Source organism: Campylobacter rectus (assembly GCF_004803795.1).
Taxonomy (GTDB): domain Bacteria; phylum Campylobacterota; class Campylobacteria; order Campylobacterales; family Campylobacteraceae; genus Campylobacter_A; species Campylobacter_A rectus.
In genome coordinates this window covers 481,557-505,239 of sequence record NZ_CP012543.1, presented here as the reverse complement: position 1 = coordinate 505,239, position 23,683 = coordinate 481,557, and the positions used below count along the sequence as shown (strand labels likewise).

Annotated in this window: 17 protein-coding genes; 3 read left to right on the top strand and 14 right to left on the bottom strand. The window is 42.4% G+C overall.

From position 1 onward, the window contains the following. Nucleotides 1–7 precede the first annotated feature (7 nt). The 14 genes from CRECT_RS02465 to nhaD all read right to left on the bottom strand — a co-directional run bounded on the left by CRECT_RS02465 (nt 8) and on the right by nhaD (nt 20,919). Nucleotides 8–2,215 carry a polyribonucleotide nucleotidyltransferase gene (locus CRECT_RS02465; RefSeq protein WP_004320079.1) on the bottom strand — a complete coding sequence of 736 codons (2,208 nt, stop codon included), beginning with the start codon at nt 2,213–2,215 and terminating at the stop codon, nt 8–10. Next, nucleotides 2,200–2,910 carry a phosphoribosyltransferase family protein gene (locus CRECT_RS02460; RefSeq protein ID WP_004320074.1) on the bottom strand — a complete coding sequence of 237 codons (711 nt, stop codon included), beginning with the start codon at nt 2,908–2,910 and terminating at the stop codon, nt 2,200–2,202. Before CRECT_RS02460 ends, CRECT_RS02465 begins: the two co-directional genes overlap by 16 nt. Beyond that, nucleotides 2,910–5,084 (bottom strand): LPS-assembly protein LptD, encoded by a 2,175-nt coding sequence (locus tag CRECT_RS02455; RefSeq protein ID WP_004320054.1) that lies wholly within the window; start codon nt 5,082–5,084, stop codon nt 2,910–2,912. Before CRECT_RS02455 ends, CRECT_RS02460 begins: the two co-directional genes overlap by 1 nt. After that, nucleotides 5,074–5,523, bottom strand: a complete 450-nt coding sequence (locus CRECT_RS02450; RefSeq protein ID WP_004320124.1) for an RDD family protein — start codon at nt 5,521–5,523, stop codon at nt 5,074–5,076. The genes CRECT_RS02455 and CRECT_RS02450 overlap by 11 nt, the downstream gene beginning before the upstream one ends. After that, nucleotides 5,520–6,773, bottom strand: a complete 1,254-nt coding sequence (gene purD, locus CRECT_RS02445; RefSeq protein WP_004320100.1) for a phosphoribosylamine--glycine ligase — start codon at nt 6,771–6,773, stop codon at nt 5,520–5,522. The genes CRECT_RS02450 and purD overlap by 4 nt, the downstream gene beginning before the upstream one ends. A 231-nt stretch (nt 6,774–7,004) precedes the next feature. After that, complete coding sequence (locus CRECT_RS02440) at nt 7,005–7,637, bottom strand: uroporphyrinogen-III synthase (RefSeq protein ID WP_039888291.1); 633 nt, start codon at nt 7,635–7,637, stop codon at nt 7,005–7,007. A 323-nt stretch (nt 7,638–7,960) separates the two neighbouring features. After that, nucleotides 7,961–9,403 carry a PIN domain-containing protein gene (locus CRECT_RS12465; protein ID WP_004320083.1) on the bottom strand — a complete coding sequence of 481 codons (1,443 nt, stop codon included), beginning with the start codon at nt 9,401–9,403 and terminating at the stop codon, nt 7,961–7,963. Nucleotides 9,404–9,438: 35 nt separating this feature from the next. Beyond that, nucleotides 9,439–10,083, bottom strand: coding sequence for a cupin domain-containing protein (locus CRECT_RS02430; protein WP_004320138.1), 645 nt, complete (start codon nt 10,081–10,083; stop codon nt 9,439–9,441). Between the two features lie 302 nt (nt 10,084–10,385). Next, nucleotides 10,386–12,182, bottom strand: a complete 1,797-nt coding sequence (locus CRECT_RS02425) for a type I restriction-modification system subunit M (RefSeq protein ID WP_004320120.1) — start codon at nt 12,180–12,182, stop codon at nt 10,386–10,388. Continuing rightward, nucleotides 12,182–13,492, bottom strand: a complete 1,311-nt coding sequence (locus CRECT_RS02420; RefSeq protein WP_227932167.1) for an AAA family ATPase — start codon at nt 13,490–13,492, stop codon at nt 12,182–12,184. Before CRECT_RS02420 ends, CRECT_RS02425 begins: the two co-directional genes overlap by 1 nt. 2 nt (nt 13,493–13,494) lie before the next feature. Further along, nucleotides 13,495–14,757, bottom strand: coding sequence for a restriction endonuclease subunit S (locus CRECT_RS02415; protein WP_004320113.1), 1,263 nt, complete (start codon nt 14,755–14,757; stop codon nt 13,495–13,497). Continuing rightward, complete coding sequence (locus CRECT_RS02410; protein ID WP_004320044.1) at nt 14,750–17,779, bottom strand: type I restriction endonuclease subunit R; 3,030 nt, start codon at nt 17,777–17,779, stop codon at nt 14,750–14,752. Before CRECT_RS02410 ends, CRECT_RS02415 begins: the two co-directional genes overlap by 8 nt. A 209-nt stretch (nt 17,780–17,988) precedes the next feature. Further along, the gene (guaA, locus tag CRECT_RS02405; RefSeq protein ID WP_004320136.1) at nt 17,989–19,521 is read right to left on the bottom strand and encodes a glutamine-hydrolyzing GMP synthase; all 1,533 of its coding nucleotides are present in this window, start codon (nt 19,519–19,521) and stop codon (nt 17,989–17,991) included. Between the two features lie 9 nt (nt 19,522–19,530). Beyond that, entirely contained in the window at nt 19,531–20,919 is a 1,389-nt protein-coding gene (nhaD, locus tag CRECT_RS02400; protein ID WP_004320046.1) for a sodium:proton antiporter NhaD, read from the bottom strand. A gap of 137 nt (nt 20,920–21,056) precedes the next feature. Between nhaD and CRECT_RS02395 the strand changes: the two genes are divergently transcribed. From CRECT_RS02395 to uvrC, 3 genes are read left to right on the top strand one after another with little or no spacing between them, the layout of a single operon-like run. Further along, nucleotides 21,057–21,539 (top strand): hypothetical protein, encoded by a 483-nt coding sequence (locus CRECT_RS02395; RefSeq protein WP_004320103.1) that lies wholly within the window; start codon nt 21,057–21,059, stop codon nt 21,537–21,539. After that, entirely contained in the window at nt 21,536–21,685 is a 150-nt protein-coding gene (locus CRECT_RS02390; protein ID WP_004320062.1) for a hypothetical protein, read from the top strand. The genes CRECT_RS02395 and CRECT_RS02390 overlap by 4 nt, the downstream gene beginning before the upstream one ends. After that, nucleotides 21,679–23,493: an excinuclease ABC subunit UvrC gene (uvrC, locus tag CRECT_RS02385; protein ID WP_004320081.1), complete on the top strand. Its 1,815-nt coding sequence runs from the start codon at nt 21,679–21,681 to the stop codon at nt 23,491–23,493. Before CRECT_RS02390 ends, uvrC begins: the two co-directional genes overlap by 7 nt. Nucleotides 23,494–23,683 lie beyond the last annotated feature (190 nt).

Here is a 23,683-nt window from a genome sequence, read left to right as displayed (position 1 = left end):
TTTATATTTATTGCGCTAGAGAAAGGGATATCTTGTGCCCTTTTTGCTCGCTGATTTTTACCTTCACCCTGTCGCCGGCTTTTAGGGGCGTTTTGATCTTTGAGATATGCAAAAGTCCGTCTACACCGCCGGGAAGTCCGATAAAGGCGCCAAATTCCACTACGCTTTTTACCTCGCCCTCAAATTCGTCTCCGATATTAAATTCAGGCGTCTTATGAGCTCTGCCCTCTTTACCGTCTCTGCCGCCTCTTCTGCCGCCAAAGCCTTTACCGCCGTCTTTCGAGACTATTTGTATGATGTAGTCTTTTGCCGCGTCTACGCTTGATTTTTGCGCGCCGGCGATCTTTACCTCGCCTTTTTCGCGGTCAAGGTCGATGGCGACGTCAAATTTTTCGATGATCTCTTTTATCGTTTTGCCCGCTTGCCCGATGATATCTACGATCTTGCCCGGATCAACGCTAAAAAGCTCCAGTTTAGGCAAAATTTCCTCATTTACGCTGATGTTTTTGTTTGCCGTTTCCATCAAATTTAATATATGCAGCCTGCCCTCGCACGCCTGCAAAAGCGCCTCTTTTAGCACGTCAAGGCTGATGCCGCCCAGCTTTATATCCATCTGAAGCGCGGTTATGCCGTCTTTGCTGCCCGCGACCTTAAAGTCCATATCGCCGTCGTGATCCTCTAGCCCCATGATGTCGGTTAGCACGGCGTGTTTTTCGCCCTCGAAGATTAGCCCCATCGCGACGCCCGCGACCAGTTTTGGCGTATCGACGCCGGCAGCCCTCAGCGCCAAAGAGCCGCCGCAAACGCTAGCCATCGAGCTTGAGCCGTTACTTTCTAAAATTTCAGACACGAGCCTGATCGTATAAGGCGAATCCGAATCGATGCTAGGCGCAAGCGCGCGTTTAGCGAGGTTGCCGTGACCCAGCTCGCGTCTGCCCGGAGCTTTTAGCGGGCTAGCCTCGCCGACGCTAAAGCCCGGGAAGTTGTAGTTAAACATAAATTTATCCGTCACGGCGCCCTTTTCCGTTAGCATATCATACATCTGCGCGTCGCCGTCGGTGCCTAAGGTCGCCACCACGAGAGCTTGCGTCTGACCGCGAGTAAAGAGGCAGCTGCCGTGAGCATTTGGCAAAATATTCGTCTCGATGCTGATCGGGCGGACATCCTTAAGCCCTCTGCCGTCGGCGCGCACGCCCTCGTTTATGATCTGCTCGCGGACTATTTTTTTCTTAAATTTAGCCAGGACGTTAGAGACGACCTCCTCCTCCCAGCCCTCTTTTTGTGCTACTTCGTCGGTCAAAATTTGTTTAGCGATCTTGTTTAATTCGCCGGCACGTTCGCTTTTAGCCATTTGATTTATCGCGGCTTTGACCTCGTTTTTGTAAAATTCGTCTAGATAAACGGCGATGCTCTCGTTTTCGATCTCGGGTTTTAGCTCGAGCTGCGCATCCTCTTTTTTGTGCTGACTAAAGGCCTCTTCGTAGGCGTTTGAGGCGCGAAGTATCGCTTTGCCCGCTTCTGCGATCGCCTCTACGATGAGATCTTCGCTAAATTCGTTCATATCTTGCGTCGCTATCACTTCACCGCCCAAATTCGGATCCATCATAGGATCTAGCGCGATAGGCATCATCTCGTCTTTTTGCGTCGCGATGCTCCTCATCTCGATCATCAAAAGCTCGTCTTTCACACCCGCGACATAGAGATCGAGCGCGGAGGTTTTTAGCTCGGAGTTGCTAGGATTTATTACGAATTTATTATCTATGTAGCCCACGCGCACGCCGCAAACAGGTGCATTTACGGGAATGTCGCTAAGATAAAGCGCGACCGAAGCCGCATTTAGAGCGACGACTTGCAGATCGACTTCCGGATCGCAAGATAGCACCATCACGACGATTTGCGTCGGATATGCGTAGCCCTTTGGAAAGAGCGGGCGCAGCGAGCGATCGATGATACGCGAGGTTAGCGTCTCGAAGTCTCCGGGCTTAGTCTCTCTTTTTACGTAGCCGCCCGGTATCCTGCCCGCTGCATATGTTTTTTCGATGTATTGCACCGTTAGCGGCAAAAAATCTTCGCTAACTTGCGTATCTTCGCGAGCGACGGTAGCCAAAACTACGGTGTTTTTCACGCGCAAAAGCGCCGCGCCGCTAGCTTGCTTGGCGACCTTGTTTATATCGTAAATTTCGACTTGATTATTGACTTCTATTGAATACTGCATACCCTGTTATCTCCTTGCTTTTGTAATGGTATATAAAACGGACTCTCCTCTAAAATGGAAAGCACGGTTTCGGGTTTTGGTTCGATTTTGTTTTCGTAGTAAAAATCCACCTCGATAAAATTTGTGATCTTATGCACGGCGTAAATTTCATCCACCAGCGGCGCCATAGCTGCGGCGACGTCTGCGGCGATGAGCGGCGTGGCGTAGGTGACCGATTTTACCCGCTCACGCATAAGCGTTTTTAGGCAGGTTAGCGCCGTAAGCCCCGTCTCGCAACCCTCGTCGATGAGCAGGATATTTCTATCCTTTAGATCGCCGATGAGATTGCCTTTTCTAAATTTATAGACGTTTTTTAGGATTTTTTCGTCATATTTACGGTCAGCCTCGCCGTAGACGAAGTCGTAACTAATGCCAAAGCTCCGAATCAGCTCGTCGTTTAGCACCACGTCGTCTTTTTCGCTAACCATCGCGATTTCGCATTCGGGGTTATTCGGCGCGAAAATACGCTCGCAAAATAAAATCTCGTAACTCAAATTTAGCCCGCGAGCCACACTATCGACCATAATGACCGAGTTTATGGAGCCGCATATCATCAGATATTCGCCCGCGACCAGCTCTTTTTTTGGCAAAATTTCAAGCAGTTTTTCGGCCGCTTCGAGCTGGTTTTCAAACATAAAGTCCCGGTAATCGCCCATCAGCTGCCCTGCGTCGTCTGTCCTACCGAAAAGTCGTAATGCACGCCGCCCATCGGATAGAAATTTATAAAGAAATAAACGCCTCTTGATTTTTTCGCGGCCGTTCCGCTCGTGGTGGTCGTCGGCTCAAGCTCCTCTTCGTAAACAAAGGTGTAGTTCCAGCACTTTCTGCGGTGAGAGACGCCTAGCTGCCACTGCTTGTTGTAGTTGCGCTCGAGATCATACTGAGTGCCGCTAAATAGCTTGTAGCTGTGCGGAAGCTCGACGTAGCCGTTTAGGTGCAAGTAGTTTTGCTTTTCTTGCGCGTTTTTTCTTTGCAACGTGTGCCAAAGGCTAGCGCCGAATTTATCGTGCGTATAGCTAGCGCCGCTTTGGACTTTTTCAAAGTATTTATTTACATGCGAATACTCAAGTCTGTTGTAAAAAGATAAATTCGCTAGCGGGTACCAGCCGATGATATTTTTCAAATTTGAGCGCTTGTTTTCTTTGGTGTAATAACCCTGCGAAATCGTGTGGCGCAAAATTTTACTTCCGTTTTCGTTAAAGAAATACTGCGTCGCTCTAGCCGAAATCTCGTCTCTGGTGTGCTGGGGGTTGATAAAGCTTTGATATTTTCGTCCGAGCGTATCGTAGATATATACGTTGCCGTCATCCTCCGCAGTCTCGTATCTGTCGGGCAGATCGCCTTTATTATAGGCTTTAACCACATAGTCTAAGCCCAAATTTAGGCTATGATAAAAGCTCTCGTAAGCCTTGGCCAGATCCGTATGAAGCGAAAATTTATGATAGTTTTCTATGTAGTTTGCGCTCCTATCCTCGTCTCCCGTCGGACGGTAAATTTTCTTTGAATAATCCACGCGAGTAGCGTATAAATAGTGATAATAAGAAAATTTAAGATAATCGTCCGCCAAAGGCAGGTGAAAGGAAACGGGCAGATTAAACTCATACTGCGTCGCTTTTACGCCGATTTTTCTCGTGTAGTTATGCGAATAAAGATCAACCGAATAAAGCACGTTTGGCAAGATAAAGCTGTCGGTAAATTTATGATACTGAAAGCTCGGATACTCTTGAAGCGTGTCTTTGTTTTCGTTTGGACTACCGATTTTTGAGGTATTTACGTAGTATCTCGCGTATGCGCCGAAGTAGTGCTTGTCGCCGCTTAGGAAGTAGTTTAGCTTTGACGTCACAAGAGGGTTGTCGTCGCTACCGGTGCTACGTTTTTTCAAATTTATGTAGTCGATATCGTTTAGCGCCGTAGCATCGAGCCATAGACCCTCTTGCAAATCGCCGCTTATCAGGTGCTTAACGAGCCTGTCGCGCTCGTATTTTACCTCGGCACCCTTATGCGTTTTGTTTTTTAGCGGAAGTCTGAGCGAGTTTTTCTTCGTTTGTTTTTGACGGTAGCTCTCGGTATCCTTAAACGCGCCAAGCGTCACCGACCCCTTGGAATAAGGCGAATCGGCAAATCTAAGCGTACCGTAGATGCCCGCACCGCGTTTGGTGCGAATTTGAGGGTCGAACTGAAAGTCCCAGCTGTCGTATTCGGCGATATAAATAGGCTGTTTGTAGTAAAATCCGTCGTTTTTACCGTAGCCGAACTCCGGCGGCAAAAGTCCCGTACGTCTGCGAGTATCGGTGGAAAATCCAAAATACGGCAGATAAAACACAGGGACGTTTCCGACGTAAAATACGGGGTTATAAAGGTGTAAAAATTTACTCTCGCGGTTTAGCTTGCCGCTGCTAAATTTGATCTTCCAGTCGGGGTTTTGGACGTTGCAGCTTGATACGACCGCGCCGTTTACCGCATAAAATTTAGACGTGCTGTTGCTCTCGTCGCTTTGCATCCATACTTCCATATCGCGATTCATCATAAATAGCGTCTCGTAGTTGCTATCTTTGCTATTTAGATCGATTTTTGCGTATGAGCAGCGCGAAATTTCGTCCTTATTTTTCATCAAATTTACATTGCCGAAAAGCTCCAAAATCTCTTTTCGCTGATCATAAACGGCTCTATCTGCGCTTATTAAATAATCTTGCGAATAAACAAGCACGTTTTTATCCGCCGTAACTACGCCGTTATCGCGTTTTACGTCATCGGCTAAAAGCTCGAAATTTTGAACCGCAAGGCAACTAAAAGCCCCGAAAATAAGCGTCAGAAAAATTCTAATAAACATTTATAACTACCGTTTTCGCGGCCTTGTCTTGCCACGTTTGAAATAATGGATTTGAAAACGCCCACGCAAAGCCTAGGAAAAAGGCGTTTTCGCTGATGATGCGCACCAAGGAGCGGGTGAAAGAATTTAGCAGATCTGGCTTATCGAGCAGATCGACATCCACGCACATAATCTTCATCGCGACCTTGCCGATGCTAGCGCCGCAATACCACGTAAAAAACGTCTGATAAATGACCTCGAGCAAGATGATCTGCGGTATCATCTCCATAGCTAGCGCTCTGATCTGCTCGTAGTCCAACCCGTCAAATTTCTCGTAGTAAGCGACATAAAACAAAAACGAGATCAGAAATTTATCTATCCCCCACGCGACGGCCCTTTTGCCGACGCTAGCGAGCGTGATATCTTCGTTTTCGAGCTTATCGATGACGCTTCTGCTCATTCGCGCCCTTTTAGCATTTGCCAGGCGATATCTTTTCGGTACTGCGCGCCGTCAAATTCTACGTTTTCGCAAAGTTCATAGGCCTTTTGCTGCGCCTGCTTTATGCTTTTACCAAGCCCTACGCACACGAGCACTCGCCCGCCGTCGGCGTATATCTCGCCGCCCTGCTCGCTCACGCCCGCGTATGCTATGTGCGAATTTTCGGGTATGTTTTTTACGCCGATCTTGGCTCTGGACGAGCTTGAAAAAGGATAATTTTTACTAGCTATCACGACTCCGACGGCAAATTCGTCTTTTAGCTTCACGGGTTTTAGATCGCCTTTTGCCGCGTTTAATAAAATTTCGCCCAGATCGCCGTCGATCAGCGGCATTAGCACTTCGCACTCCGGATCGCCGAAACGCACGTTAAACTCAAGCACATATGGCACGCCCTTAACCACCATAAGCCCCACGAAAAGCACGCCGCAGAAAGGATTTCCCTCGGCTTTCATGCCTTTTAGCGTCGGTTTTACGACCTCTTCTTCGACCTGTTTTATTAGCTCGGGGCTTGCTAGCGGACTAGGGGCGTAGGCGCCCATACCGCCGGTATTTGGACCCTCGTCGTTATCTTTTAGGCGCTTGTGATCTTGCGCTACGGGCAAGCTGACGAAATTTTCGCCGTCGCAAATCGCAAAAAAGCTAAGCTCAAATCCGTCCAAAAACTCCTCCACGACCACGCGTTTGCCGGCCTCGCCGAAGCTCTCGCCGCTTAGCATATCGCGAGCGGCAGCTTTTGCTTCCTCGCAGCTTTGCGCGATTATCACGCCTTTGCCCGCGCACAGTCCGTCGGCCTTAACGACGACCGGAGCGACAAGAGAGTCGATAAATTTAGCCGCAGCATCGTAATCATCGGTATTTAGATAGGCAGCCGTTCGGATAGCGTTTCTAGCCAAAAAGTCCTTCATAAACGCTTTGCTGCCCTCAAGCCTGGCCGCAGCCTTGCTCGGCCCGAAAATATTTAAATTTCGCGCCTTAAAGATATCCACGACGCCGCCATTTAGCGGCGCTTCGGGGCCGACGATCGTTAGTTCTATTTGCTCAACCTCGGCAAATTCTGCGAGTTTCTTATAGTCTTTTATGCTTAAATTTGTGCCGAGCTTTGAGGTCGCTCCGTTGCCTGGAGCGAAGAAAAGCTCGTGTTTGTAGGATTCTTGAAGTTTTAGAGCTATGGAGTATTCGCGCCCGCCGCTTCCGATTATCAAAATTTTCATAATTTCTCCAAAAATAAAAACCCAAGTGAGCGGTGCGCATATAAGCGGCCCGAAAATTCAAAGCCAACCTTGCAAATAGGCGGTCCCTTTAGGTCGCAACTTCTCGCGCTCGCACGCTCAAACGAAGCCACGTCGCACAGTTCCGCACATCTTCGCCGATACTAATGTGTTGGACCCTGTAAAAATACGCTGCCAAATCACTCAGGCAAGGTTATTATATAAAATTTTAGCTTAAAGTAGCGTTTTTGCGAGGCTTACGCAGGAATTTATATTTTGCTCCGAGCTCACTGCGGGCGCGGTGAAATTTCCCAGCTCTTTTGCCGTCGTAAGCCCGATAGCGACGGCTTTATAGCTCTCATCCCAGCCAAAATTTCGAGTAAAATTTCGCACCGCTGAGGGAGCCGTAAAAATAATCGCCGAATTTTTAGGCGGTTTTTGCTCTTTTTCAAGCGGTTTAAAAACGTTTTCATAAGCGATTATTTGCGTCAAATTTACGCCGCTCTCGCGTAAAATTTCACCTACGCTAGAAGCCGTCTCGCGCGCTCTTAAAAATAACGTTTTTTTGCCATTTAAAAGCGATGCGATCTCGGCGGCAAAGTCGTTTCCGTGAGCGTTTTTTGCAGTGTAAATTTGAGCGAAACCAAACTCCCTAGCCGCGCGGCTAGTGCCTTCGCCGATAGAGTAAATTTGCAAACCAGCGGGCGAAATTTGATTAAATTTTAGCGCGTTTACGGAGTTTTTAGAGGTCAAAACCAGCGCGTCGAATTCAGCCAAATTTACGCTAAATTTATTAAATTTGATCTCGTTTAAAACCAGCGTTTTTACGCCTTCAAATTTCAAATTCGACCCGACCAGATAGATCATTTTCGCCCTTAAATTTATAATTTTGCGTCCAAATTTTACCGAATTCGACAGATTATTTATGCTTAATTTTTCGCGATCCAAAAATCGCTTATTTGCCAATTTTGCTCAATTTTTGAATGCTTCGTAAAACCCGCTCGGCTTTAGCGTCAAATTTTATCGTCTCTAAATTTTAGAGAATTTAAGCCGGTAAAACAATCTCTATGCATTTTAAGCAGGCAAAAACGATAAATTTTAACCCGAAAACATTGATCTTGGCTGCACCGACCCACATATCGTATGTCGATACGTCGGTCGTTAAATTTTAAAATCTCAACGCAAATAATCTAAACTTTAGCCTTTGCCGCGCGCTTATTCAGATACTCTTTGGCTTTTTGCTTTAGCGTCTTGTAGAGCTTATTTGCGGCGTCTGCACCGTATTTTTTAACCAAGCCGTTATGAAAATCGCCCAAATTTTTACTATCAAACGCTATTTTTCTGATCTCTTGCTTTTTGCTCTCGTCGATTTTGAGCGCGGACTGCGTTTTTGCCGTATTTTCAGAGCCGTTTTTCGCCCCGGCTTTAGTTTTATTCTTCGTTTCGTTTTGAGAAACGGTTTGTTTTGCCTTTTGAGTTTGCGGCTGACGTTTAGATTGCGGATTTTTCTGCAAATTATCAACCGCTAGCTCCTTAGCGGCCGACTCTACGCCAAATTTTTGCTCCGCATCGCCCGCCGATTTTATTTCAAAATCGCTTTGGTCGATTAAATTTTGATCCGCGCCGCCTAATCGCTCAGCCCGAAAAACGCATCCTTCATCGTTCAAATTTTGCGCTTCGTCTCCCGCTCGCCCCGATTCAAAAACGCTTTTACCGTTTAGATCGTGCTCGGCGCTCCTTGCTTGCTCTTCTTGCGCTTCATTTCCGCCGCCTAAATTTCGCTCCGTAGCATTGGCCGCTTGCGCCTTAACTAAAATTTGCCCGGCATCTGCCGCAGAACCCCTTTTGCTTTCTAAAGGAGCAGGATTGCCCGGCCGTAAAATTTGAACATTTTGCGAATAATTTTCTAAATTTTGCCTATTCGTCGCATCATTTTGGGCTCGCAAAGCCGACTCGTCGCTCAAATTTATTCCCAGCTGCGATCTTTCTCGCTCGTTAAATTCCCGCCAGCCGCTCTCGTTATTTATCGGAAATTTTTCCGATTTTAGCGCGGCGATCTGCTTCACATCACGTTTTTGCGGATTTTCAAGAAGCGCGCTTTGAGAGTTTTTGTAAATTTTCCTCGCATCCTCCTTGAGCGCGTTATACACGCCGGCTCCGTTTTTGCTGCCGAATTTCGAGATAAATTTCATATGAAGCTCGCTAAGACTGCCGGAATTTCTTATCAAAATCGCGATTTGGTCTTGATTTTCTTCAATTAGCTGCGCCGTTTGCGAGCGGCTGAAGTCAAATTTGAGTTTATAAAATTTGCCGCCGTTTTTATCTTGTTTATTAAAAAACTCTATCACGTCATCGTAAAATTTATCGTTGCTGACGATATAAATTTTGCCTTTTTTATGCGAGAGTTTGCCCATTAAAAATGTAATTATTTTATCGGCGTAGTCCTTGTGCGCACTTTCTAAAAGTATAATTTTTATTTTGATTTTTCGCGCAAAAAACCATGCTAAAACCGAGATACTTAGCTTTTGCCTATTGTTGGTTACGATATAAATTTTATCTTTTTCGCCCAGCTTTTTTAGCGTCGCTAGATTATCTATGCTTATATTTTCATCATCTATTATAAATCTTGCCATATATTTCCCAATCGGTCGGGGCTAGCACCCAAACCCTACATCTTGTCCTTTGTTACGATAAGCAGCATTTTAAATTTATCGGCGATTTTTAGCGCGTGCGGGATTTTGCCCGGAAGCACGATAGTATCGCCCTTTTTGATATCAAAATGCTCGTCGCCGATAGTTAGCTTCATCTCGCCCTCAAGCGCGATAAGTAGCGCGTCGCCCGGAGCTGCGTGAGTGGAGAGTTGTTGGTCTTTTGAAAACGATAGCAGCGACATCGAGCCGCTTTCGTTTTTTACGAGCGTTTTGCTCACGATTTTGCCTTCTTCGTATTCGACTGCGCCCGCTAGGCTAAAAATAGCCGCCTTAGGTAAATGATCTATCATTAAGTCCTCCTTAAAATCGATTGAGACGTATTTCGTCGGTTTGTTGAAAACTAATTTTCGCCACACTTTTTTCTCTATCAGGCAGGCCTGTTCGCCGCCTAAGCGCATCTGCTTTTCGCCGTAGTGCAAGCTCGCGCCGCCCTCCACGACCCACGCGAGGCTGTCGCAAAATAGCATCTCGTGATCTAGCTCCTCGCCCGCATCAAAGGCGAACACATCGACGTGAGCGTTCTCGCAATCAAAAATTCTCTTGCTAACAACGCTTTTTGCGATCACTTTCGTGTCGGCGCTTAGATTGTAAATTTCAGTCATTTTTCCCTTTCGTAAATTTACGCGTCATTGTAGCAAAAATTTTCAGACGATTTGTTGATGGGGGTTATTCTATAAATATTAATTGAGCCTAAAAATTTAAACAGAAACGCCTGCGTCTATTGCCTGTCCATATAATTTTATTAACTCTATTTTAAACGACCAATATTAAGACTCCATCTATTAAATCAAATAAAATATCATTTCTTAATGTTTATATTCTTCATCCTCTGACACATTTCGTGCTTTCAAATTTTTTATATTCTCTTTACTTTATAATGGGCATTTATATATTTCTTAAAATCTTATGGTAGTTGTTCAAGACCAAGCTCTTTCAAGAATATATTATGAGCATCTTTTGCCTTTTTGATGTCATACTCTATTGTCCTCAATTCCTTTGCTACTTCTTCGATGTCAATGATTTCTTCTTTAGGAGCTGTGCTTACATATCGAGAAATATTTAAGTTATATCCATTTTTCTCAATTTCTCCCATGGATACACGACGTGAATACCTCTTGTCATCTTCCCTACGGAACTGATATGTCTCAACAATCTTGTCTATATGTTCAGGTAAAAGAACATTTTGTCTTTTCCCTTTTTCGTAATATTCACTTGCATTGATAAATAATACATCATCAGGTTCCTTGCATTTTTTCAATACAAGAATGCAAACCGGTATTCCTGTTGAAAAGAATAAATTAGCCGGCAGTCCGATCACTGCATCAATATTTCCGTCTTTCAGAAGTTTAGTTCTAATTTTCTCTTCTGCACCCCCTCGGAACAATACGCCATGAGGCAAGATAATTGCCATAGTTCCATTTTTGCTCAAAAAATGAAATCCATGTAGTAAAAACGCAAAATCAGCTGCCGACTTTGGTGCAAGTCCATAACTTTTAAAGCGAAAATCTTCGGCTAATGTATCATCCGGTTCCCATCGATAACTAAAAGGTGGATTTGCTACTACAGCATCACACTCCAACTTTTTAGCCGGATTCATTTCATTGAGCAACGACCAATCATTTAACAAAGAATCTCCGTGAAAAATTTGAAACTCCGAATCCTTAAACCCATGTAATAACATATTCATTCGTGCAAGGTTATATGTCGTTATATTCTTCTCTTGTCCATATATTTGGCTAATACTATTTGGTTCAAGATGCTTTTTTACATTGATAAGCAATGAACCGGAACCACATGCGAAATCCAAAAGATTATTTATAAAATCCCTTTTTCCTAACTCCGGTTTATGGCTATCCAATATAACAATTCTGGAAAGAATATTAGAAATCTGCTGTGGGGTATAAAATTCTCCGGCTTTTTTACCGGAACCAGCTGCGAATTGCCCTATCAAATACTCATAGGCATTGCCTAGTAAATCTATTTCATTAGTAAACTCCGCAAGTTTCTCAGCAATTTCTGTTATTATAGAGCAAAGCATTTCATTACGTAATTGATAATTTTTACCCAATTTATCCGAATCAAGATTCACCTCTGAAAATAGTCCATAAAATGTACTATCAAACGATTCATTTTCAATAAATTTAAAACCGGCTTGCAAAGTCTTCAAAAGTTGATTGTTTTGTGTCCGTGATAGCTCGTAAATATTGCTCCATAAGTATTGCGGCTTAATTACAAAATGAACCTTTTTACGCATCTGCTTTTCAAAAAAAGATACTTGATCCAAATTATTGATATACCATAAACTCAAAGGAGTTAGCTTCTGACTTTCAAGTAAGCTGACATATTCATCGACAAGAGTTTGTCTTGCTCTTTGGATAATCTCATTATTTGTCTCGTTCTCTTTTACAGGCAACTTGCTTATGGGCAACATGTTAAAGTAATCTATCACTTTTGATTTTAATTCAGCTATAAATTGATCTATGTTTCCACTGTTTTTTATGTTTTCAATTTCTTTCTCACAATCCATATACTCTTTGCCAAGCTCCTTATTTGCCGCAGTTTCATAATTGTCTGAAAGATATCTTAGGAAAAGAAAAGATAACATATAGTCACGAAAATCGTCTGCATTCATAGTGCCTCTAAGTTTATCGGCGATTCCCCAAAGGGCTGATCCTAATTGTTTTTGTTGTATGTCATTCATTACTCTTCCTTCTGATTTTGAGTTTCCCCAAATATTCTCTGATTAAAATTATAGTCTTCCAAAAAGTTATTAAGGATGTTTCTAAAATATTCTTTATTTTCCTCTACCATTTCTTTAGGATCAAATAAAGAATAATTTCCATGACTCAAAAGGTTGACTATCCTTGTATATACTGGCTCATTTTCCGCATCACCTTTTCTAATGCATGAAGAAAAATGAGCGTAACCATGAAATGATGCTGTTTTTTCTAATATGTTTCTCAATATATTGAAATGATAAGTGTATAATATATCGGTATCGGACGCTTTTTTTAATTCTTTCAATAATGCAACATGATGAAAAAACGGCGTTTTGGTAGTATCTTTTAAAATATACGTAGCGTTGTCTTTGCTTTTTTGCAAAAATAACTGCTCAGCTCTGCTAATTTCATTACACAAAACATTAAAAAACAATGTGTGATGTGATGATACGATAACTTTTACACCTTCTCCTTTCATAAGTGCCGCCAAATGACTAGCTACGGCAATTACATTGTTATCATCCAAAGAAGATATCGGATCATCTACATAAATATATTTTACCCACTCATATGCCTCCGCTTTGTCTATTACCAATTGGACAATAGCCAAGAAAAAGCACCAAATAAAGATGTTCTCTTCGCCCCGAGACACCTTAATATTGTCTATTCTTTGCGTAGATTCTTCTCTATAAAAATTTATAGATGCATCATCATAATTGATACTAAAATCAAAGTCAGCATATCGCTGAAAAAGCGGGCGAATCCTGTTATCCATATCAAGATCTTTTAATCCATTGAAAAAGCGAGAACTCTTATTGAACTTTAACACACGCTCCGTATCATTGTCTAAATCATTATCCCAATAAAACAAATCTTCTGTAAAAGCATTGTAATAGAGTGTATCTGCTGTTTTTTCTCCAGTTTCTTCGTTTAAATGTTGCCCTAAAGACTTAAACTCACCAGAAAGTCTTGTTTTACCCGTTCCGTTATAAGCAAATAAAACAATGTATTTTTTCTCCTCCAATAATCTTTTAAAATATTCAGCAATTTCTCTAATTGAATTAAATTCTTTATATCCAATTCTTTTAAAAATAAAATCAATGTTTGCAAGTGCTTCATTAGATAATCCTTCTTTCAAAATATAATTTCCAGAACCTCTATCTTTTTTATAACTATCCGTAATTATTTTTTTATATTGCTGAAATGGATTATTATCCTGAGGTTTATTTCCTAAGGTTTTGTTTGTTAGTTTTTGAAATTCTTCTCTTGTGAAGCTTTTGGGGATATTCATACTCATTTACAAACCTCCTCAATAGAAGGAAACAATCCTTGCATCAATGCTGTTTTATGTTGTTTTAATGCTTCTATTTTTTCTTTTTGGTTGCTTGTCAACTCATCTATAACGGATAAGAAAGCTGCAATTCTATTTTGTTCGTCAGGTTCTTGTGGAGAACAAAGTTCAATTGACTTTACAATTTCTCCAGATAAATTTCCCTGCCCCCCTTGTATATATGTTCTGACTATCCAATTTTTCTTAAATGCAAGATAATGATATAAAAAAGCATTATTATTTTTATGCCTCAAACACAGAATTGCTTGGTTAATAGCTCCTTTAATTGGCGATATTGCAACATCACCACTATTCGCTCCATAAAGAGCCATTAAAACATCTCCTTTTTCAATCATTTTAGCAGAAGAATTATCCAATCCCTCTGAGGTTAAAAACAACTCTGTTTTTTCCTTACCTATTTCACCTGATCTAATAAATGGAATATCGCCATTATAATATTCTTTTTTAGAAGTAACTGGAGTTCCTCCGCTATATGAGGGATAACAAGCCTTCTTTATATTCAACTTTTCCCATCCCTCACTATCTTTAAATTCTGGAAATCTCCATTCAGGAACTGTCTTCCCTTCGGCTGGGAACAACTTTTGCATCCAGCCTTTTTTATAGTCATTCAGCAATAATAATTTCTTTTCTTCGGCAGAAATAAGGTCATCGATAGAAGATAAACAGTCCGCGATTTTTTGTTGCTCTGGCAGCTTTGGCACAGCAACAGGCATATTCCACAAATGCTTAGTATCAATACTTAATGCCCCATGAGCTCTGGCTCCAATTTCAATATATTTTCTTAACCATTTTCCATGATAGTTAGTGTTAAAAAGTTGCTCAAAAAATAGAGGTTCATATTCATCATCAATAACTCTAAAACAAGTAAAAATACTATTTGGAATAGCAGCTTCTTCATATTCTTTGAGCATTGATATATATCCTTCTGGAAATTCTTTAGTTGAGCTTTTATTATATGCAAAATCATTTTTCCGAATTACATAGTAATTTTTATATGAATTTCCTGCTATTTCTCTCCCAAATTTTTCAACCTGTGGAATAAGTCCCACTCCAGATGTTACGCTCATAAGAACATATTTTTTATCTCCAGCACGCTCATTAATTGGTTTCATGAGGCAACCCAATTTTTTGATATTCCACTTTGGATAGCTATCAAAACTTTCAAATCTCCATTTAGGAATTGCGCCTTTAATATTTTTACTCATACGCTTTTAACCCCACAATCTCTCGTCCACTCGCCATTTTCTTTAATAACGGAATCAATTCATCCATAAGCTCCAATTCTTTTTGTGTTCGTTCTCTCCAACTAAGATTCAGAGGTTCCAGTAAATCAATCAATTTTTCTCCATCAAAAATCATTCTTTCCATAATTCCATTAACAAAAGCCTCTAAAGAACCATGCTCAATCCCATACTTTTCAGATATGGAAATCAGCTTCTTAGAAGATTTTTCAGATTTAAATTTCTGGTATCCATCAATTACTTCCTTTTCACTTAAGCCTTTATTCTCTTCTGAAGATTTAATGAATCGGTCAAGCTCTTCTATATACTCTTCAATATCTCTCCGCTCATCCATGAGGTTAGAAGTAGAAGCGATCAAATCAATCAGTTCTTTTTTCGTCATTTTTTCTTTCTTTGGCACATTAGATTGAGTATACCTTGAAATAAGTGCCATAATATAATCATAATCAATAACCGCTGAAGCAAATAACACAAATTCAAAATCCAATTGCTCTACTTCCGGAGATACATTATGAATGTCTTTTTCCTGTTCATCTTTTAACCTTCCGGCAATATCCAAATATGCTCCTCTAAATGCTCGAACTGTATCTTCCGGTAATAAAGCCTCAATAGTAGCTACTTGCTCCTCTTTTATATCTGTATATTGATCAAGTTGGGTTTTGAGCTTCTGTATTTGTTTAAATTTATCAATAAACATGGCACGAGCCGTATCACCTTTAAGGTTACTTACTGCTTCAGGCTTACATTCAAGTCCTTGTGCATTCATAAACTGCTCAAGTTCATCTACTGCTTTTTCCAACTTTCTAATTATAGTAGGAGCCGGATCCACAAGCCAAATTTCTTTTACTTTCTCACTGTTTTCTTTTCCTGAAAACAGTCTGATCGCTACATCAACTTCATCTTCATGACCTCTAAAATCAATAATATTACCATAAGGCTTTGTAGTATTCAGCACACGATTCGTTCTTGAAAAGGCTTGGATCAATCCATGTTGCTTCAAGTTTTTATCTACATATAAAGTATTTAAATATTTAGAATCAAAGCCTGTCAAAAGCATATCTACAACAATAACAATATCTATTTTGTTTTCATGTGGATAATCCGCATTTGGATATTGTTGATCTTTTATCCGTTTTTGTACATCTTGATAATACAAATCAAAGTCGTTGATAGTATGATTTGTTTTGTATTTTGAATTATAGTCGTCAATAATTCTCCTTAAGGCTTCTTTTTTCTTGTCCGGCTCTTGTTTATTATCTTCTTTTTCTTGCACAAGATCCTCTTGCAGTTGTTTCACATCTTTATTGCCTTCAGCCGGAGGCGAAAAAACGCAAGAAATATTTAATGGAATAAAACCTTCATCTAAATCTAAGTATTCTTTCTGTACCTCATTAAATAAACCATAGTACTCTATTGCTTCATTGATACTTGCTGTTGCAAAAATAGCGTTATACCGTCTACTATATGTTGCCGCATCATGCTTGGACAAAATAGCTTCTACAATTTTCCTTTTGCTTATCTTTGTATCTGCTTTTGCTGCAACATGAGTATCATCAGGCTTAAAATAATCAATGTGAAAACGTAAAACATTGCCATCATCAATCGCATTTGTGATGGTGTAAGAATGAAGTTCTTTTTCAAAGACATCTTTTGTTGTTTTATAAGAACCAATTGTCCCATCAACTTGTTTATAATTTGAATTTTCTTCAAAAATTGGTGTGCCGGTAAAACCAAACAATTGTGCTTTGGGGAAGAAAGTCTTTATTGCTTCATGATTATCTCCAAATTGTGAACGATGGCATTCATCAAAAATAATCGCCATACGCTTATCTTGAAGCTTTAGTAGTCTTTCTTTAAAAGTTAATTCGCCTCTTTTTCTTTTTTCTTGATTACGCTTACTATCGTCATCAAGTGCAAGTCCAAGTTTTTGAATGGTAGTAACTATCACTTTATCCTTATAATCATCAGATGTGAGACGCTTAACTAAACTTTCAGTATTTGTATTTTCTTCCACACATCCTTCTTGAAACTTATTAAATTCTATACGAGTCTGTCTATCCAAATCTTTTCTATCCACAACAAACAAGCACTTTTCAATATCCGGATTATCTTTCAAAAGTGTTGATGTCTTAAATGATGTAAGAGTTTTGCCACTACCGGTAGTATGCCAAATATATCCATTGCCTCGATTTTGCTCAATACAATCCACAATGGCTTTCACAGCATAAATCTGATATGGTCGCATAATTAATAATTTTTGCTCACTTACTACCAGAACCATATACCTACTAATAAGTTCTCCAATAGTACACTTGGGCAAAAAATAATTTGTAAATTCATATAGGTTTGTTATTTTGTTATTCTCTTGATCTGCAAATTCATAAATAGGCAAAAATCTCTCATCCGCATTAAACGAAAAATGCTCTTTACGATTATTGGCAAAATAATAGGTATTGGTTTCATTGCTAACAATAAAAAGCTGAATAAAACAAAGCAGAGAATTTGTATACCCATTTCCCAGATCATTTTTATAATTCACTATTTGTTCCATTGCTTTTTTAGGGGTTATTTGTAAGGTCTTTAACTCAACCTGAACTACCGGGATACCATTAATAAGCAAAATAACATCATAGCGATGGTTACTATTTTCCGTATTAATACGCAACTGGTTGACTACTTCAAATTCGTTTTTGCACCAGTTTTTAAGATTCACAAGAGTATATTGCAAAGGAGTATCATCATCTCTTTTGAAAGTATTTATTTCTCGGAGCCTTTTTGCATTCTCAAAAACATCTGGATTTATTATACTCTCACGTAATCTTTTAAATTCAGAATCACTTAGTTTCACACGGTTCAATCTTTCAAAATGCTTTCTGAAATTTTCTTCTAAGGAAAATTTATCTCTAATATCTTCACGATAAACATATTTTAAATCAATCAATTTTTTGATAAATTCACTTTCTATTTGTTTCTCGCTCTTTACCATAACCATAATCCTCTATCTAGCTTAATGCATTAATTCTAGTGAAAAATAAACTCTTCATTGAATTTTTTTCTTTTTTGCAAAATCCCCATCAAAACATATTTCATTATTTGGCTAAGTTTCGTTTTTGATTTTCTTATGTATTTATGCATCTTAAATACATAAATTACTTATATATTATGATTTACAAGTGCAAATCATACAAATAAAAGTCACTCCCACTCTATCGTTGCAGGCGGTTTGCTCGAGATGTCATAAACTACGCGGTTGATGCCGTCCACTTCGTTTATGATGCGGCGAGAGACGTTTTCTAGCAGATCGTACGGCAGGCGCGAGAAGCTAGCCGTCATACCGTCGCTGGCGTCCACTACGCGTATGCACACGGCGTTTTCGTAGGTGCGGTTATCGCCCATAACGCCCACGGAGTGCACGTTTAGCAGCACGCAAAACGCTTGCCACGTTTTGTTGTACCAGCCGCTTGATTTTAGCTCGTCGCGCAGGATCACGTCAGCTTTGCGCAGTAGCTCGAGGCTCGGCGTATTTACCTCGCCCATTATGCGGATCGCAAGACCCGGGCCTGGAAATGGATGACGGAACACGAGCTCGCGCGAAAGACCAAGCTCAAGGCCGAGCTGGCGCACCTCGTCTTTAAAAATTTCTCTTAAAGGCTCGATCAGCTCAAAGCTCATCCAATCAGGCAATCCGCCCACGTTGTGGTGGCTTTTGATCGTCTTGCTAGAGCCCGCGACCGAGCTTTCGATGATATCGGTATAAAGCGTACCCTGAGCTAAAAATTTAACGTTATCGTGCTTTTTGGCCTCTTTTTCAAAAATTTCGATAAAAGTTTCGCCGATTATCTTGCGTTTTTTCTCCGGTTCAGTCACGCCGACAAGCCTTTCTAGGAAAGTTTTACTCGCGTCTATGCTAACCAGCTCCACGCCGAGTTTAGTTCTAAAAGTCGCTTCGACCTGCTCGCGCTCACCCGTTCTAAGCAGTCCGTTATCGACGAAAACCAGGATCAAATTTTGCGGTATCGCAGCAGCTAAAAGCGCGGCGGTGACAGAGCTATCCACGCCTCCGCTAACGGCGCAAAGTACTTTTTTGTTGCCCACGGTTTCTTTTATTTTAGCGATCTGGTTTTTAGCAAAGCTGCCCATATTCCACGTGCTTTCGCAGCCGCAGATATATTTGGCGAAATTTTTTAAAATTTGAGTACCAAACTCGCTGTGCTGCACCTCCGGATGAAACTGCAGCGCGTAAAATTTTCGCTTTTCATCGCCGAATACGCAATAAGGCGAATTTTCGCTAGTCGCGATCGCTTCAAAGCCGTTAGGTAGGTTTTTTACGAGGTCGGAGTGGCTCATCCAGACGATTTGCTTTTCAGGCGTATCGGTAAAGAGCGGATGAGTCTTCGTCACGCTTAGATCGGCCTTGCCGTACTCTTTGTGAGAGGCGGGAGCGACCTGTGCCCCAAAAACGTGCGCGATCAGCTGCATACCGTAGCAAACGCCCAAGATAGGCACCTTTAGCTTAAAAATTTTCTCATCGCAAAAATACGCGTCCGAGGCATAAACGCTAGCGGGCCCGCCGCTTAGGATTATGCCCTTTGGTTTTTTGGCCTTGATCTCTTCGATCTTAGCGCTAAAAGGCAAAATCTCGGTATAAACGCCTTGTTCGCGCAGGCGTCTAGCGATGAGCTGAGTGTATTGCGAACCAAAATCCAAAACTATTATCGTGTTATTCATCGTCGTCCCTTAAAAGTAAATGTGAAAAATCTCGAACTGCACGTACCAAACCGCGATCGATACTATGTAGCCGGCAACTACCGTCCATGCGTATTTCATATGCGCGCCGAAGGTATAGATGCCCTTTAGTTTGCCCATTACGCCCACTCCCGCAGCAGAGCCAAAGCTAATCATAGACCCGCCGATACCGGCAGTTAGCGTAACCAACAGCCACTGGCTTAAATTTTCGCCCGCATCCGCGCCCATCATAGGATTTGCTTTTAGCACGGCGGACATAACAGGAACGTTATCCACGATCGCAGACAGGAAGCCAACGCCGATATTTACGGTCGTAGCGCCGAATTTATCATAAAGCGAAACGGCGTAGTTTAAAAATCCGACGAAGTGCAGCGCGCCGACGGCGGCAAGGATACCGAAAAAGAACAAAAGCGTGTTGTTTTCGATCTTTGACATATAGTGAAAGACGTGCATCGGCTCTTCGTTTTTATTAGTTTTTTTGTAGATATAGGTGTAAATGCTAAGAAGCGAGAAGCCAAACATCATACCCCACATCGCAGGCAGATGAAAAAGCTGGTGCATCATAACGGCCGAAAATATCGTAACGATGCCAAGGCCGATGACGACTTTGCCACCTTTTTTGATGCTTACTTTCGGTTCTGCGGCCGGGTCAAAGTGCGGGCTGCCCGCAGGTACGACGCGCACTAGCAAAAACGCCGTAACCAGCCAACCGATGATAGAAGCGGGGAAGAGCGCAAAAAAGTCGATAAAAGGGGCCTTGCCTGCAGCCCACGCCATCAGCGTCGTTATGTCGCCGAACGGACTCCACGCGCCGCCCGCGTTTGCGGCTACGACGATGTTTATCGCGCCGGCCACGATAAAATTTGCGTTATTTTTATCTATCGTCAAAAGTACGGTGGAGAGGATGAGCGCGGTCGTTAGGTTGTCTGCGACGGGACTTATGAAAAACGCTAAAACGCCCGTTAGCCAAAAGAGTCTTTTGTATGTATAGCCCTTTGAGACGAGGCTGTATTTTAGCGCGTTAAACACGTCTCGCTCGATGAGCGCCTCGATATAGGTCATCGCGACCATGAGGAAAAATACGATCTGCGAAATCTCTAAAATCAGGTGATTTACCTCATTTTGCAACAAATGCACATCTAGGCCGTTTGCCAGCATATAAAAGCCGATGAGTAGGAACATAAAAGTGCCGATAAATATGGCCGGTTTAGCCTTGTCGATGTGAAAATTTTCCTCCGTAGCGATGAAAAAATATCCCACAACGAAAATGATGAGGCTTGCTATACCCACCCACGTAGTCGTTAAATTTAGCGATTCCGCAGCGTCGCCGCTACCGAAGGCTAAAGCGAAAAACAGACTCAAAAGTCCGACGATTTTCATTTACTCTCCTTGATTTATAGTTTATTTATCTTTTCGGTTTTGCTGCTTGAGGGCTCAGACGGCGCTTCATAGAACGGATCACTCTTGTGGCCGCAGCCCGCTATAAAAATTAACAAAAAAAATGCTAGAATCGCCCTATGAAAGACGCTAAGACTATTATTCGACATATTATTGATAATCCTTCTTATAAAGAGTTAAAAAACCGTAGCGAATGCGGGGAATTTCTAAAGCTTTTAAGTCTAAATCATCGCAGGCTCATCGCCTTTTGCTACGAGAAAAACGGCGTCTTGTTTTTCGCCCTGTTTCATCCGCTCGGACTTCAGGAATTAAAAAGAGATAGTAGTATAAAAATGTTAAAAGGCTTATTAAAAATCTATTCTAGCGTAAATTTTGACGGTAGGCTCGCTCGCGTAACGGACGTTAAATTTTTTGTGACAAAGCGTTTAAAATTTAAAAAACCAACCGACCCTTACGAAACGAAGCGAATTTTTACCTATGCCGAGCCGGCTAAGGGGGAGTTCGTAAATTTAGCCAAAAGCGAGCGGATTTTCGAAGGATTTGAAAAAATTCGCCTTGCTATAAAGCAAAATTTAGCCAAAGAATCAAGCGGGGCGCGATGAAGCAAGATAAAATAGAGCGAAATTTAGGCGCAGAGCACGCAAGCGCAGGGCTTTTAATTTATAAAAACTATATGGCGCAAACCTCGTCAAATTTAACCCCAAACGGCAAAAGCTCAAATTTACTAGCGGGAGCTAAATTTTGCTAATCGATGAGATCCGTTCACTGCCAGCACAGCCCGGCGTTTATCAGTATTTCGACAAAGCGGGCAAGCTTCTTTACGTCGGCAAGGCTAAAATTTTAAAAAACCGCGTCAAAAGCTACTTTTCATTTACGCCAAGTCTCGCCCCCTCGCCCAAGCTGGGCCCGCGCATCCACAAAATGATCAGCGAGGCCGTACACCTCGAGTATATCGTAACTCCCAGCGAAGCCGACGCGCTGATACTGGAAAACTCCTTCATCAAGCAACTACGCCCCAAATACAACATCTTGCTGCGCGACGATAAGACCTACCCTTACATCTACGTAAATTTGGACGAGGATTTCCCGCGCTTTGAGATTACGCGCAAGATCGTCCGAGGCAAAAACGTCAAGTATTTCGGGCCGTATTTTCGCGGCGCGCGCGAGCTTTTAGATGCGCTTAGGCTAAGCTTTAAGCTCGTGCAAAGCAAAAGCGCGCTCAAAGCCACGGGCGCATATCTACCCTATCAGATCGGCTACTCAGAAGCCCCGCTCATCAGTAAAATTTCGCCCGCAGACTACGCCAAGGTCGTAGAGGGCGCGATTGCAGCGCTAAACAATCCGCTTTCTATGCTGCCAAAGCTCGTAAATTTGATGAACAAATACGCCCAAAACGAAAACTACGAGCAAGCCGCCCTCGTGCGCGATAAGATCAACGCGATCAAGGATCTAGACGTCAAAATCGAGGTCGATCTGGCTAAGCTCGAGGATTTTGAGGTTTTTGCCGTGGGAGCGGAGCAAAATTTGCTTTGCGCGGTGCGTTTTAGCGTGCACGGCGGCAAGATCAGCGGCGTGTATCAAAATATCACGAACGCCAAAATGAGCTCGCAAGGCGATCTAAACGACGCGTACAAACAAATAGTTTTAGAGAGCTTCCCGGCAGGCGCGCCCGTCGTGAGCGCCAAAATTTACGCGCTAGAAGCCTTTGAGGACGCAAGCCTCGTAGAGGAGATATTGACCGCTCGTCACGGCCGTAAATTTAGCATCTCCGTCCCTAAAATCGGCGAGAAAAAGCGTATCTGCGAGATGGCGCTAGCAAACGCGCAAGTCTTTATCCAAAAATACCTAAAAACCCACGACGACGCATTTTTGGACGAGTTAAAGGAGTATTTCGGCCTCGCATGCGCGCCGCACGTCATCGAGACTTTCGACAACTCGCATATGTTCGGCACGGCCGCAGTCGGCGCGATGGTGCGCTTTGAGCACGGCAACTTCGCCAAAGAGCACTACCGCCACATGCACCTCTCTCACGCAAACGACTACGATCAGATGCGCCAGATGCTAGAGGGGCGCGCTTTGCGGTTTGACAAGCTTAGTCCGCCCGATCTCTGGCTCATCGACGGCGGTCAGGCGCTACTGGATCTTGCTACGGATATCATCGCCAGTAGCGGCGCAAACGTCGATATACTCGCCATTTCAAAAGAAAAAATAGACGCCAAAGCCCACCGCGCAAAAGGCGGCGCGAGGGATAAAATTTACGCTAGCAGCGGCGTATTTACATTGCCCGTCGGCGATAGACGGCTTCAGTTTTTCCAGCGACTTCGCGACGAGGCGCACCGATTTGCCATTACCTTTCATCAAAAAACCAAGCGCAAAGAGGATCTGGGCGCCAGCAAGCTAGCAGACGCCGGCGTATCGGCGGGAAGTATCGCAAAGCTCGTCAAATTTTACGGCAGCTTTGAAGCGATAATGACTGCAACGAGCGAAGAGATCGAAAAGGTGACGAATAGGAGCGTGGCGGCCAAGATCGAGCAACTAAAAGAGAGTGAAATTTGAAGTTGATTTTGCAAAATTTGCCCTGAAATTTCGAGCAAATTTGAACTAAATTTTGACCTTGCTCGGGCGCGTTTTCGAGTTTTAAATTTTCGAGTGCAAATTTTAAAAACGATGCTTTCGCGAAAATTTGACGTTATTTTTTGATCATTTTTCGGATGCGCTCTTTTCGTCAAATTTAGATCGCGGGTTT

Coding starts and splice junctions, on each gene's coding strand:
- purD (WP_004320100.1), bottom strand. CDS start 6,773: ATGAAAATTTTGATAATCGGAAGCGGCGGGCGCGAATACTCCATAGCT.
- guaA (WP_004320136.1), bottom strand. CDS start 19,521: ATGAATAACACGATAATAGTTTTGGATTTTGGTTCGCAATACACTCAG.
- CRECT_RS02450 (WP_004320124.1), bottom strand. CDS start 5,523: ATGAGCAGAAGCGTCATCGATAAGCTCGAAAACGAAGATATCACGCTC.
- CRECT_RS02430 (WP_004320138.1), bottom strand. CDS start 10,083: ATGACTGAAATTTACAATCTAAGCGCCGACACGAAAGTGATCGCAAAA.
- CRECT_RS02460 (WP_004320074.1), bottom strand. CDS start 2,910: ATGGGCGATTACCGGGACTTTATGTTTGAAAACCAGCTCGAAGCGGCC.
- CRECT_RS02390 (WP_004320062.1), top strand. CDS start 21,536: ATGAAGCAAGATAAAATAGAGCGAAATTTAGGCGCAGAGCACGCAAGC.
- CRECT_RS12465 (WP_004320083.1), bottom strand. CDS start 9,403: ATGGCAAGATTTATAATAGATGATGAAAATATAAGCATAGATAATCTA.
- CRECT_RS02465 (WP_004320079.1), bottom strand. CDS start 2,215: ATGCAGTATTCAATAGAAGTCAATAATCAAGTCGAAATTTACGATATA.
- CRECT_RS02455 (WP_004320054.1), bottom strand. CDS start 5,084: ATGTTTATTAGAATTTTTCTGACGCTTATTTTCGGGGCTTTTAGTTGC.
- nhaD (WP_004320046.1), bottom strand. CDS start 20,919: ATGAAAATCGTCGGACTTTTGAGTCTGTTTTTCGCTTTAGCCTTCGGT.
- CRECT_RS02410 (WP_004320044.1), bottom strand. CDS start 17,779: ATGGTAAAGAGCGAGAAACAAATAGAAAGTGAATTTATCAAAAAATTG.
- CRECT_RS02440 (WP_039888291.1), bottom strand. CDS start 7,637: ATGATCTATCTGGTCGGGTCGAATTTGAAATTTGAAGGCGTAAAAACG.
- CRECT_RS02395 (WP_004320103.1), top strand. CDS start 21,057: ATGAAAGACGCTAAGACTATTATTCGACATATTATTGATAATCCTTCT.
- CRECT_RS02415 (WP_004320113.1), bottom strand. CDS start 14,757: ATGAGTAAAAATATTAAAGGCGCAATTCCTAAATGGAGATTTGAAAGT.
- CRECT_RS02425 (WP_004320120.1), bottom strand. CDS start 12,182: ATGAATGACATACAACAAAAACAATTAGGATCAGCCCTTTGGGGAATC.
- CRECT_RS02420 (WP_227932167.1), bottom strand. CDS start 13,492: ATGAATATCCCCAAAAGCTTCACAAGAGAAGAATTTCAAAAACTAACA.